The sequence below is a fragment of the Ammoniphilus soli genome (genome assembly GCF_040813775.1).
The window spans coordinates 1-12,100 of record NZ_JBEGDL010000013.1; the positions used below are offsets into that span (position 1 = coordinate 1).

The 12,100-nt window shown below is 44.7% G+C and carries 18 protein-coding genes; 8 read left to right on the forward strand and 10 right to left on the reverse strand.

Translation table 11 applies throughout. The features are described from left to right. Positions 1-258: 258 nt before the first annotated feature. The gene (locus tag ABLT31_RS22145) at positions 259-465 is read left to right on the forward strand and encodes a DUF1657 domain-containing protein (RefSeq protein ID WP_367755793.1); all 207 of its coding nucleotides are present in this window, start codon (positions 259-261) and stop codon (positions 463-465) included. Between the two features lie 224 nt (positions 466-689). Then, on the forward strand, positions 690-1,010 hold the full coding sequence (locus tag ABLT31_RS22150) for a hypothetical protein (RefSeq protein ID WP_367755795.1): 321 nt from the start codon (positions 690-692) through the stop codon (positions 1,008-1,010). 100 nt (positions 1,011-1,110) lie between these two features. Here ABLT31_RS22150 and ABLT31_RS22155 read toward each other — a convergent pair whose 3' ends face one another. Then, positions 1,111-1,557, reverse strand: coding sequence for a phage holin family protein (locus tag ABLT31_RS22155; protein ID WP_462976524.1), 447 nt, complete (start codon positions 1,555-1,557; stop codon positions 1,111-1,113). Positions 1,558-1,792: 235 nt separating this feature from the next. Between ABLT31_RS22155 and ABLT31_RS22160 the strand changes: the two genes are divergently transcribed. Continuing rightward, a complete protein-coding gene (locus ABLT31_RS22160) occupies positions 1,793-2,002 on the forward strand; it encodes a DUF2642 domain-containing protein (protein ID WP_367756136.1) in 210 nt (69 codons plus the stop codon). A 193-nt stretch (positions 2,003-2,195) separates the two neighbouring features. Here the strand turns inward: ABLT31_RS22160 and ABLT31_RS22165 are convergent, their stop codons facing one another. From ABLT31_RS22165 to ABLT31_RS22180, 4 genes are all read right to left on the reverse strand, one after another. Then, positions 2,196-2,789 (reverse strand): YitT family protein, encoded by a 594-nt coding sequence (locus tag ABLT31_RS22165; protein WP_367755797.1) that lies wholly within the window; start codon positions 2,787-2,789, stop codon positions 2,196-2,198. Between the two features lie 627 nt (positions 2,790-3,416). Continuing rightward, entirely contained in the window at positions 3,417-3,617 is a 201-nt protein-coding gene (locus ABLT31_RS22170) for a tripartite tricarboxylate transporter permease (protein ID WP_367755799.1), read from the reverse strand. A 6-nt stretch (positions 3,618-3,623) separates the two neighbouring features. After that, positions 3,624-3,812, reverse strand: a complete 189-nt coding sequence (locus ABLT31_RS22175) for a hypothetical protein (protein ID WP_367755801.1) — start codon at positions 3,810-3,812, stop codon at positions 3,624-3,626. Positions 3,813-3,985: 173 nt separating this feature from the next. Continuing rightward, positions 3,986-4,237 carry a hypothetical protein gene (locus tag ABLT31_RS22180; protein ID WP_367755803.1) on the reverse strand — a complete coding sequence of 84 codons (252 nt, stop codon included), beginning with the start codon at positions 4,235-4,237 and terminating at the stop codon, positions 3,986-3,988. A 209-nt stretch (positions 4,238-4,446) separates the two neighbouring features. On the opposite strand from ABLT31_RS22180, the gene ABLT31_RS22185 reads away from it, so the two are divergent. Beyond that, the gene (locus ABLT31_RS22185) at positions 4,447-5,232 is read left to right on the forward strand and encodes an IclR family transcriptional regulator (RefSeq protein WP_367755805.1); all 786 of its coding nucleotides are present in this window, start codon (positions 4,447-4,449) and stop codon (positions 5,230-5,232) included. A 293-nt stretch (positions 5,233-5,525) separates the two neighbouring features. Here ABLT31_RS22185 and ABLT31_RS22190 read toward each other — a convergent pair whose 3' ends face one another. The 5 genes from ABLT31_RS22190 to ABLT31_RS22210 all read right to left on the reverse strand — a co-directional run bounded on the left by ABLT31_RS22190 (position 5,526) and on the right by ABLT31_RS22210 (position 8,965). Further along, on the reverse strand, positions 5,526-5,717 hold the full coding sequence (locus ABLT31_RS22190; protein ID WP_367755807.1) for a hypothetical protein: 192 nt from the start codon (positions 5,715-5,717) through the stop codon (positions 5,526-5,528). 15 nt (positions 5,718-5,732) lie between these two features. Then, positions 5,733-6,680 (reverse strand): heme-dependent oxidative N-demethylase family protein, encoded by a 948-nt coding sequence (locus ABLT31_RS22195; protein ID WP_367755809.1) that lies wholly within the window; start codon positions 6,678-6,680, stop codon positions 5,733-5,735. 74 nt (positions 6,681-6,754) lie between these two features. Beyond that, positions 6,755-7,174: a GlcG/HbpS family heme-binding protein gene (locus ABLT31_RS22200; RefSeq protein WP_367755811.1), complete on the reverse strand. Its 420-nt coding sequence runs from the start codon at positions 7,172-7,174 to the stop codon at positions 6,755-6,757. A gap of 176 nt (positions 7,175-7,350) precedes the next feature. Further along, the gene (locus ABLT31_RS22205) at positions 7,351-7,620 is read right to left on the reverse strand and encodes a hypothetical protein (protein ID WP_367755813.1); all 270 of its coding nucleotides are present in this window, start codon (positions 7,618-7,620) and stop codon (positions 7,351-7,353) included. 16 nt (positions 7,621-7,636) lie between these two features. Further along, positions 7,637-8,965: an ammonium transporter gene (locus ABLT31_RS22210; protein ID WP_367755815.1), complete on the reverse strand. Its 1,329-nt coding sequence runs from the start codon at positions 8,963-8,965 to the stop codon at positions 7,637-7,639. A 295-nt stretch (positions 8,966-9,260) separates the two neighbouring features. Here ABLT31_RS22210 and ABLT31_RS22215 point away from each other — a divergent pair, with 295 nt between their 5' ends. From ABLT31_RS22215 to ABLT31_RS22230, 4 genes are read left to right on the forward strand one after another with little or no spacing between them, the layout of a single operon-like run. After that, positions 9,261-9,920 (forward strand): cyclase family protein, encoded by a 660-nt coding sequence (locus ABLT31_RS22215; RefSeq protein WP_367755818.1) that lies wholly within the window; start codon positions 9,261-9,263, stop codon positions 9,918-9,920. A 47-nt stretch (positions 9,921-9,967) separates the two neighbouring features. Continuing rightward, entirely contained in the window at positions 9,968-10,384 is a 417-nt protein-coding gene (locus ABLT31_RS22220) for a cupin domain-containing protein (RefSeq protein WP_367755820.1), read from the forward strand. A gap of 27 nt (positions 10,385-10,411) precedes the next feature. Then, entirely contained in the window at positions 10,412-11,656 is a 1,245-nt protein-coding gene (locus ABLT31_RS22225) for an acyl-CoA dehydrogenase family protein (RefSeq protein WP_367755822.1), read from the forward strand. A gap of 26 nt (positions 11,657-11,682) precedes the next feature. Next, the gene (locus ABLT31_RS22230) at positions 11,683-12,090 is read left to right on the forward strand and encodes a hypothetical protein (protein ID WP_367755824.1); all 408 of its coding nucleotides are present in this window, start codon (positions 11,683-11,685) and stop codon (positions 12,088-12,090) included. The last annotated feature ends 10 nt before the right edge of the window (positions 12,091-12,100 follow it).

Here is a 12,100-nt window from a genome sequence, read left to right on the forward strand (position 1 = left end):
GGCACACACGGGACTTGAACCCGATCAGTAAGATGCGCTGCCAAGCGCACAAAAACGTGAGCTCCTTTGTCTCACTCAATAAAATGTATCCTTTAAAAATATTCTCTTTGAGACCCGTTCAATATCCGATTCTTCATTCAAATAAATTGATTTAGTTTATCAGGGTAATTTTACCAACATACTTGAAACTTATTTTATTAACACATTGGAGACATTATCTATTGGTTATTCAAATCATCTCATTCGGAGGTCCATTTAATGACGGTATCCAGCCAAGTTAAACAAGTAGTTGCGGGATTAAAAGGTGCTCAAGCAAGTTTAGAAACCTTTGCGCTCCAAACCCAAGATCAGCAAGCCAAGCAAATGTATGCTCAAGTTGCTCAACAAACACAATCCATAGTTAATACCCTGGAATTCCGAGTAAGTAAAATTGAACAACAGGAACCACAGTACAAAGGTTTCTAAAACAAGGAAAAGACCTCCATTTTGGGGGCCTTTTTACTTCAAAGCTATTATAAATGTAATTATCAGGAAAAGGGTAATTACTGTCATCATGACTATAACAATAACGGAGAATCAGAATTAATTCCCATGGCACAAGGCCAATTAATTAGGACAACATATCAAATGGTTCTAAACCAAACCTTTATTAAAATTAATCATGGCGGTGATACCATTTGAGGGGAACGTTGATATTCTTATTAGCTTCAGGAATTAGTATTCTTGCGTCTGTAACCCAAAGAAATCGAAATAATAAAGAAATGTGGCCACAAATATTGCAAACATTCTCACCCAGACGAAACAATAAATGGGGAATGCCCGTATTATTAGCTTTAGGGATAGGCTTTATCTATATTCTGACAAGAACTCGAAATAATATTGGATTGCAACAAATGATGCAACCTTTCACTAACATCATGAAAAACAGAGAAATGCAGGAAGATTTAAACCAACAAATTCAGTACGATGGTCTAGCAATAAATGACGAAATGACGATTGAAGAAAAATAACACATTAAACCGGGGGAATCCCGGTCTTTTTCTTACATCACAATATATAAATCAGTGTAATTCAACCATAGAATGATCCGATTAAAACCTCAAATTCTAGCTAAGTTAGTTCAATTCCGCCGAAATTTACGTGTAAAAGGATTGGTACCCAGAATCTTACTTGGCATCGATGCGGTTGGAAGCTTTTAATCCACTCCTCCTCCGCTTTCTGAGCAAAACGCGGTTTGGCTAGTACAAACAAATCAACAATCCCTATTGCGATAGCTGCCATCAATGCCCCAATAATTGTGACCCTAACACCTGCAATAAAAAACTGTGTAAGGTATATTACAATCGCGCTTACAATAAATCCAATAAACCCGCGGCTATAAGGGGATATTCTCGGTCCCATAAATGCTTCAATCCCCCATCCAATCGCTGCAATAATAATTGCAGCTAAGAATGCACTCCAATACCCGACAACCTCGATTCCTGGGACAATCCATCCAATTAATAAAAATACAAGTGCTGCAACGGAAAAACGAATGAGGTGACGAATAATAGTCATTATTAAACTCCTTCTTTCGTAGTTTAATCTTGTTATGTCCATTTTCATCAAGAAAATACAAAAAAATCCCCAGCCTTCGAGAGAAAGCAAAACATTACCTGCTCATTTTGTGGGTACGATATCTTAACTGAGATAAAACTAGTCTCCCTTGGAGTGGTGGATCATATAAATACGGTGTTATTAATTTTTCTAAGGAGATCTCGGGATGTGAAGTTATGCTGTTTCCCAAACGGAAATCGATTACGAACATGAAGCAAATAGGCAACTCCAAAGGCCTTTTTTATCTCACCTTCGTGAACGGAGAGGAAAAACCATTACGATTACGACTATGAGGGAAACATTAACGGGAACTTTGTCCAATATATTTAGCGATCACATTCTTTTAAATGTAGAAGGCAGGCCTACTCATATTCCATTTACAAGTATTTTATATTTCCATGATTAGATTTAGGGTGTTACTAACTTAAACTGATTGACCTGTGTCTCCATCAGATTAATTATTATGGTCATTAACGTATCTATAGAAAAAACAACCCTCACCTATAAGTGGGGGTTCATACTTGATAAAATCCAATATCGCTTGCAAAATTTTCTTAAGCAATCTCGCCTTTTAAATAATGCAAATACAGCATCGATAATTAACTCACATTTCTACTCTCCCAGGTACACAAACTTGTCATCAATCCCACAAATATAATGGTGACCATGGACAATAAAAAAGTTTCTGTGGAAATCAGGATCCCACCTATAAAGATTACAACTATGTCAATAGAAAAAATTATTATCCCGACATTAATTCGAAAGATATCAGCTAGAAATTGTGCTAATAAGTCAGTTCCACCGGTACTTGTTTTATAGCGAAGCATGATCCCAATACCAAGACCCACAAGTGCGCCGCCAATCATTGAACTCATAAGAGATGAAAATGGAACATAAGTAAGAACAGAGTCATGAAAGGGATAAAGCAAGTCAATCATGAAAGAAGAAATCAACATTCCGTGTAAGCTGTTATAAAAATAATTTCGATAATAAAACCATGCATTAACAAAGATTGGAATACTTAGCACAATGATCGTTATACCCGCTTTGACCCCCAACAAGTACCTGACAATTAACCCTAAGCCGATAATTCCTCCATCAAGCAACTCAAATGGTACAAGAAAAAAATTAATCCCCATGGATAGAACGAAACTCCCTAAAATAATGGCTATACCTTTCGATAAAAAGGGCATGATTCATAATCATCTCCAAAACAGTTGGACATGTTCCATGTATATGCCTCTATCATAGTGAACTTGTTGAATTACCCTAATTTGTAAGTTTTCTTGTATCCAATCCTCCATACGTTAATCTTCCATTTTTCCTAATATTCTTTAAGGTCATTCTCCCCTTGGGTGATAAGGTGGAAGATAGCTTATCGACAAAGACAAGTTGAAATTTTGCTCTATGGGACATTAATCGGAATTTTTTCAGTCATTTTGGATAATGTAGGTAGAGAGCTTTTGTGGTGGGGCTACCTCGACAAGTTACTCCAGATGGTACCCTCTTTAATTCCGTCCATTTTTTCTTAGAAACGTTGCGGTTGGATAATACTTTATAAATCGCTTAAACTATTAATGGCAATTTCCCCTCACGATTGCCGGTTTAGGTGGAAAAAGTCCCTCTATGATGATGGGCTTTTTTCTTTTTCTGCAGATGTTAGTTTTTTCTTTCCTTACCTCATCTTCAACCACCGTCTACGTTCTCTCTCGAAAAAAGCTTTAACGCACTTTTCCCAACCGATCATTTTGTTACCCCCTATGATATAGGGGAGAATTGAGAAGACAATCTTTATCTTAGATTACATCTCCAACGAGAAATTACGGCGGTGACCATCCCTTCTCCTCGTTCCCCCACTTCGGGCTCATCACATTCGATTCCTTAGTTTCTTGCTCCATGCTAGGTGGGGATGAAAGCCCCCCGGCATTGTTGGACGTTTCCGATGCTACAATCCCATCAGGTATGCCTGTGCCGAACTTTTCCGGATGCTTGGAAAACTTCCTGGCCTGATCGTAGCTCACAACATTTTAATTGTTTTGAAAATTTAACACTGCTCCAGCTTGTAACAGCACGTCCTCCGCCCTTTTTTGAGCTTTCTTCTCATCCACGTAAGGGAGTGTTTCTATAAAAACCGGCAATAACATACCGGCAATTAAACCTGACAGAGAGATAGAAAATAGCACTCGAAAAAAAGATCCAGCTTCCAGGACAATCACCTTGTTTTCTCTTGGATTTTACATCCTATGATGGCATTATAGAGCAGGTTCCTGGCAATACAATGGGTTAACGATAATGTCAAATGATATTAAATCCCTCAATGCTCCACCATAAAAATAAAAAGCACCTCAATGGGTGCCTCATCCTCTGCTTTTCAAACGATTTTCCTTCTTTACATTAAAGGTGTGTCATCAGCTTTTTCTTCCTCAGCCACGTAACCCACGCGATAGCAATCATATGCCAATTGGGTCAATAAATGGTCTGCGTTTTCTTCCGAGATGGGTCCAATTGCCTGCATCTTCATCCATTCATCTAGGGCTTTACCTACATAAAAACGCAATACCTCATCGCTATGGGTAGTTTCAATGCTTGCTGATGCTTCCGAAAGTTGGGATAATTTTTCTTCAAGATTAGAGTTCATCATTTCGTTCCTTCCCAAGTAAATTTAATAAAAATAATTTGCCCAGGGCTATCCTTAATATTCAATTAATTGCATGTGTAAGAACTACAACTGACAATTCCGTTTCGTTTTTTACAATGAAGGATCGGAATAACACGTTATCATTAAGCATGACGGTGAAGGAAGTGGAAATCAGAAGATTAGAGTCGAAATAAAAGGAGGATAGCCCCTACATGGCCGATGTAATCAGTAAAATGATGCAACTATTGCATGCCCTGGCACCCAATGAGGATGAGAATGAAAGGAGCGCGACACAAATTAGCCGAGAGTTGAATATACCGGTCCAAACCGTCCATCGTCTTCTTTTATCCATGACCAAGAGCGGTTTAGTCTACCAAAACAAGGAAACCAGAAAGTTCCGGCTGGGCATGACCTTGATGCAATTCGGCTTTATGGTTTGGGACAACATCTCCGTACGCACAGCGGCGAGGCCATTTTTGGAAAAGCTATCCAAGAAGACAGGAGCGAGTGTCTACCTTACCATTAGAGAAGGACATGACGGCATTTTCGTTGATTCGGTTAACCCTTCCCCCATCTATAAAAGTAGCGAACCGATCGGAATGCGTTTGCCCTTACATATTGGAGCTTCTAAAAAAGTTATCCTTGCCTTTCTCAAAGAGAAGCTACAGAACCAAATCTTGAATGATCTGAGTCCTCTCCCTGCCCGCACTAAGTCTACCATCACCAATAGGGAAATACTGCAAATTGAACTGATTCGCATACGCCAGCAAGGTTACGCCATCAGCTATGGCGAAACCACTGAAGGGACAGTAGGCCTTGCCGCTCCTATTTTTAGCTGGGATAACCAAATCATCGGCTCGATTAGCATCGCTGGGTATGAATCTTCGTTTATAAAGGAAAATTTGCCTCGGCTTGTTCATGCCGTTAAGCAATCCGGTTCAGATATCTCAGAAGAATTAGGGTGGCTCCCGCAAAAAAGAGAATGGAGGAACGGTTAATCCAAAGCTGGTCCATACTGAGGATTTAATGGGAAAAACTCCACTAATTTTAAAAATGAAGAAAAATTATAAGGGAATAGTTGGAAAAAGTCCACTTATCATCGATAAAACGATCTGAAACCTAGCATTTACCGTGATTAGTAGACGAATATCCAACTATTTTCTATGAAATCTTATAAAGTTTTATGGTTAAGTGTCGATTTTCCAACTATTTTATTGGCTCTCTTCCTTCGTTTTTGATGTTCGATAACTACAAAAAGGGGCTGAACCCCAAGCATCCTTGTACTTGAAGGTCAGCCCCACCCCAGAAGCATATATTTGCTCCAACCTGAGACGAGATCAGAAACATATACAGATAAGGTACTTTCATCATTCAGCTTGATTCTATACCATTGCTGATCATCCACCGACAGCACTTCGGCGAGGCGACCAAAAAACGGATGGCGCTCGTTCACCAGCTGCACAATCTCTCCTATTTCAAACATGGCGAATCTCCGAACTTAAGATCGAATCGGCAATTTGTTTTTCAGATAACCGATGATTTCATCTTTATATCCCGAAAATCCTTTATATTCGCAAATATAATCAGGCAAATCTATTAATACTTTTTGCAGGCGTACTCCCCAGGCCTCGTTTTGGATCAGTTCTTCGAGCGAAATCAGATGGGTATGAATGCTAAACAGGATGGCCTGACTGCGCAGCAATCTAAATAAGCGCTGATCCTCCACGCGAAGATAGACGGTCTCTCCTGCGTTTTCTGCCGTGACCTTCTCTCTCTCCGGCCCCCACTCGTCAAAATTCTCCGGGAAGGTATCATATCGTCCATCGACGGTCATCGTCCAGTTATACCGGGTCCATGGTTTTCCTGCTTCCATGCGCATCAGGAAGTCTCGGACTTTCGCTGCGATACCGCTATCCGAAAAGACCGGTACCGGGGAATGGAATTCCGTATAGCTCATCCCCAAATCAAACTTGATGGACCAATTGGCGGGAAAGCAAAGCTGCCCCGCATCCATGTACAGATTTCCATCCCGCTGCATCACCAGAACCAAATCTTCCTGGATATGCCGGCCGATAAAATCTAAAGGCTCACAAGGCAGAGTGGATGCATCGCCAAACACGAAACGATGCTCCTCACCCGTCCGATGATTGGTAAACGTCCAAAGATCGTCGTTTTTCAGAAGACTGAAAGAGCTGGGGTGGATCACTGCCATCTCATGGACCAGCATGTCCAACACTTCCCATTGCGCTTCAAGGGTGTGCGGAAAAGACTGAAAGCAGCGATCGGGGTATTTCTCAAGAAGCTCCCGCTTCAGGCGGATTTCTCCCTCATATTCCTGCGTCATGTCGAGACAGTACGGGGGATCCAAGGGGCGAGAATTATTCGAATAACGATAGGTGTCATCCTGAAAAGGAAAAGGGAACTGACTGGATAGGGTTTGATTCATGAAGCTGCCTCCTTTGTTTTGATGTTCTGCCTCAAGACTTTCCCAGGAAACATCCTGAGGCAGCATGTTCACTCCTATACCGGAACTAATACGTTGAACGCCTGGACAGCCGCTTCCGCCACGAGAACGTCGTTCGGCACTGTGCTGCCGCTCACTCCGACGGCCCCAATTACTTTACCGTCTTCCATCAGCGGAATCCCTCCTCCAAACAGGACGATTCTTCCTTCATTGGTGGTGTTCAGTCCCCATAGCTCTGCACCCGGCACCGTTAAATCAGCTAAAGCAGCGGTGGGAAGCTTAACCGCTACCGAGGTCCAAGCCTTATTTTGAGAGATGTCAACGCTCAGCAGCCAAGCATCATCCATACGGTGGCAGGCAATCAGATTGCCTCCTTCATCCACCACGGAAATCACCATAGCCAGTCCCAATTCTTTTGACTTTTGTTCGGCCGCTTCAATTAATTTTTTCGCTAATGCCAGATTCATTTTCCCCAAGATCGATCCATCCCTTCATTGTGTTATGCAGGAAACCTATAAGTTTGTTCCTAACCTCATTATCTCGAAAAGATCGCTGCCCGAAAATCGAATTATCTCACATAATAAGATCATTTGATTTTGCTTGTCATATAACCTGACACTAGAAGGGAAGGGGAGCATGCCCCTTCCTTCTTTCAGTCTCCTTGTTGGATAGCCATTGTGACAAACCCGCCGCTTTCGAGCGACTCATATAGGTTTACAGATGAAACCGACTCGCCTGTCATAAGGGGAAAAGCATGTTGCGCTTCCTGATAGCAATGATTCTCATGCTGAATCATCCGGATGAACACGAACAACAGCAAGGCTGCCGCGCTGATCAGCGCGATAGACACCCCGATTCCCTCCGCTCCAAATGTATAATACGCCGCAGCGCCTTCCCATGTCGAAATTGGACTTGTATTCATCTTTTTTCCTCCCTTTTTATAAGCTTTGTTTTTTATGAAGCAGAAATGGATGGACTTTTCCTTCTGTGTGTTCTTCGGGATAAGCTTCCATGGCAAATTCGGGCAGATCAAGCCCGACGATCTCCACCTCAGTGGGAATCCGCAGGGCACCCAGTTTTTTCAGCACAAACGAGGTGACATATCCGGGAATGAAGCCCAATGCGGCGATGACAAGGGTTCCTATCAGCTGGCCGACCAAGGAAATCTCCGGACCGTTTAAGTTCGGATACCCCGAGGCGAATAAACCCACGGCAATGACTCCCCATAGTCCGACCATGCCATGCGCGGCAACCGCTCCCACCGGATCATCAATCCCCCGCCGCTCCAGCCAGGCTCCAATAAATGGCATGAACAAACCGCCCATCCCACTGATCACTAACGCTAAAGCCGGGTGATACAGATCGATTCCAGCACCTATGGAAATAAACCCGGCGATACCTCCGGAAATCGTCCAGAACGGGTCTCCTTTAGACGATAAATAAGCACCCAGAATCCCGCCGGCAAATCCCATAAGAGAGTTAAAAGCTAAAGCGGACAAGGTCGTCGGAGTTCCATAGATGGTAATCCAATCGGCGCCCACCTGGAAAATCAAGCAGCCTGCCAGAAATCCGAAGAAACCCACGTAGATCAGCATGAATCCAATAAAAACAAAAGGCAGATTATGAGGCAGAATGCTGCGGATGTCTCCCTTTCCGTCATATTTGCCGATTCTCGGGCCTAAATTCATGAGCACACCCAGTGCAAACATCCCCGCAATGCCATGGACCACCCCTGATGCCCCTACATCATGGTACCCTAATTGGGACAGCATCCACCCATCTCCATGCCAGCCCCATGCGGCTCCCATGATCCAAACAAAGCAACCGAGTACCAGGGCGAGAATGAGGTAAGCACTTAAACGGATTCTTTCAATAATTGCGCCGGATAAAATGGAGGCGGTCGTACAGGCGAACAGAGCAAAAGCCCCCCAAAACACCCCACTGAGATGATCGCTCAGATTGGGAGCCATATTCGGGCTCCAGGGAAGAGCAGCCATCGATAATTCATCAAATCGCGGGCTTATACCCTCGGGAAAGGCATTATAGATCCACCACCCGATAAAATAGAAACCCGGAATGACCACCGCTAGGGTCATTAGGTTTTTCATTCCTGATGCCATCACGTTTTTCACCCGTGACGCCCCCATCTCGTAAGCCATAAATCCGGCATGGATCGCAAACATCAACCCAATGCACCACCAGTAATAGGCCTCGATATTCATCTGGGCAAACAAGTCAAAGGAAGCTTTTAATTCATTAACATTCATCGGATCACCTCTTTCATTGGTTTAGTTCCTTTCCTATTTCCATCATGTCTCGTTTTTTATAACGAAAAAAGTGATCCTTCCCAAACTATGAGATTTTTCAGATAAGTCTGTTAGATTATATATCATTCCACATGCTCGATATGGCGCAGGGAGCATCATGTCAGATTAATTGACAATAAAAGTAAAACTCTTACCAATATTCGGGATATTTCTGTTTAGGCTTTTTTAAAAACATGTGATGATAAAGGCAAGTCAGATCACAATGACCCATCAAAAGAATGAAAGGAGGTAAAGCATGAGAATGCTCTTGGATTTTACACGACCTATTCAACACGGCATGCCGGTTTATCCAGGCGAACCGGAAGTTCTAATGGAATATCGGCAAACGGTTCCTTATGCGACAGTGGCCTTGTCCCTTAGCACGCATTCCGGAACGAGTGTCGATACGCCTAAACATGTCTTCCCTGATGGAGCCACCATGGATGCCTATCCTCTCCATCGATGGCGCAGCCATGGCGGGGTCATTATGCTGAAAAATCTCAAAGACAGACAGCCGATCGAGCCGGAACACTTGGCTGCCGCTGTCGTAGGATTTTCTCATTTATTGCCTGGCAGCTTTCTATTGATTCGAACCGGTTGGGAACACCAGTGGGCAAGCGAGCGATACTTCGATCATCCCTACTTGAGCCAGGACGCAGCCCGCTGGCTCGTCGAGAAACAGGTTTCGCTCGTTGGGGTGGATACGCCCAATACCGACGCCAGCCTAACCGATGAGGATCAAGTTCATCAGATTTTGCTTAGCCATGATGTGCTGGTGGCAGAGAATTTATGCGGGTTTGATCCGTTGCTGGAAAAATCCTGCACCTTTATCCCGCTTCGTGAGGTATGGATGGTTCCGTTGCCGCTGGCCCGTGCAGACGGTTCTCCCGTTCGTTGTTTTGCTTCCCTTGAATAAACGCAGGCTCCATTCATTTCCTATTCAAACTGAAAGGGTGATTTCAAATGTCCAATATCTCTACCGAAAATCAAACGTATGAGTATGTAAGCGAAAAACCGGGGATTGTCCTCCTCAAAGCGGGAACGCCCGCCATGAAAGAGTTGAACCATCTCTTGGGGTTGCCTGATCTAAAAAGCCAAATCATGGATGTTCCGATCACTTCCAGACTCGACGAGCTTCAAGTCGGAAGATATGCGATGCAGCCTTCCGAAGATTTCCTCTTCCAATATACTTATTTGGAAGTAAAGGTAGTTACCAGCGGCTGCATTATTGTTCGGGACGAACAAGGAAACCGCTATGAAGCTTATCCGGGCGACATCTACGTTTTTACGCCAGTCACCAACGTGATCTTTGATAAGGAAAGCAACGGCACAGCCGTTTATTTCGGTCACCGCCTCCCAGAACCCGCGTTTATGAAATAAAAAACCAAAATCAAGGAGGTTGAACAGTTGAGTACAGAGGTCATCAAAACAAAGTCGGCCCTTAATCAGTTCATCCCGGAAGTCGCTTCGATCCCGGACGGGTGGGAATTTCCGCGAGGCTTGGAGTCGCTCATTTCCAAGGCAAAGGAAATCGGGGAATCCGTACTCCTCCCTGATGCGGAGAGCAATGACCGGGAACGCCGCTTTCCGCGGAAAAGCCTAGAAGCCCTTGCGAAAGCCGGGTTTGGCGCGGTCACTCTCCCCCCTTCCTACGGCGGCACAGGAAAAGGGTATACCGGATTTTGTGTCCTTTCCCAGATCCTTGCCCAATACTGCACATCCACAACCATGGTTTGGGTCATGCATACCGCCGCGGTACATACCCTGTACGCATCGGGAACCGAAGAACAACGCCAGCGTTTCATTCCAGGCGTGCTGCAGGGACGAGTCGGCGCCCTGGCGTTCAGTGAACCGGCCACGGGAAGCCATTTCTGGAAAGTCGTCAGCTCCGCGCCGAAAACGCGGAACGGCTATCTGCTCAATGCGGACAAATCTTTTGTTACAAGTGCCGGTGAAGCCGATTGGTACGTGGTCGAGACCCGCTCACCGGAGACCTCGGATCCGGATGAGCTGATGTTCCTCTTGGTCGAAGATGGGCAAGAAGGCGTGCAGGCCTTCCCCTTCTCCGCTTTGGGGTTAAATGGGAACAGCAGCGGACCCATGACCTTCCGTGATGTATTCGTTCCGATTGAAAACCGGCTCGGTAAAGAAGGAGGAGCAGGATGGTTCAATGATAATGTAATCGATCCCCTCTTCTTGCTGGGTACGAGCGGCTGCTGGATTGGAGTCGCTCAAGGGGCACTGAATGCAGCGATAGACGGTGCCAAAAAGAAAGTGCACGTAGACTCCGGTTCATCGGTTGCCGGATACCAGGTCATTCGGCACGAATTAGCCAAAGCCCAGATCCTGATTGACAGTGCCCGCAGTATGCTTTACCGTGTAGCGGCGGAAATGGATCGATTCGGGAAGGCTGGGCAACCCATGAGCGATCTATTATATATGCTGTGGCAGCTGAAGACCCATTCTGCCGACATCGTCATTACGGTAACCAACCAAGCGCTGCAGATTTCCGGCGGTCGCGGCTATAAAACAGGATCGGTCGAACGCTATCTGCGTGATGGCCGGGCTGGAGCAGTCATGGGACCCACCAATGAGATCCTGCGGGAATGGATCGGCCGAACCCTCGTCGGCATGCCCTGGATGGACGCTTAATTCAATTGAAAAGGAGAATGATGAGAATGGAAAAGACAAAAGAAACGACTTATGCTTATTTGAGCCAAAGACCGGGAATCCAACTGATCAAGGCGGGTTCTCCCGAAATGATCGAATTGAATGATTACCTTGGCATTCCTTCTGTGAAAAGCCAGATTATCGACATTCCCATTACCCATCAATTGGATGCCTTAACAACCGGCCGGTTCGCCATGCAGTCCTCTTGCGATTTCGAGTTTGAATATGCCTTTTTGGAAATCAAGGTCGTGGTCAGCGGAAAAATCGTGGTTCGGGATACAGAAGGAAATCGTTATGAAGGTCACGTCGGGGATATTTTCGTCTTTACTCCTCCGTTTAAGGTGATTTTTGACGGCGAAAGTGATGGAGTCGCTGTATATGCAGCCCACCGCTCGCCTGAGCCTGCTTTCATGTAGAGGAGATGGT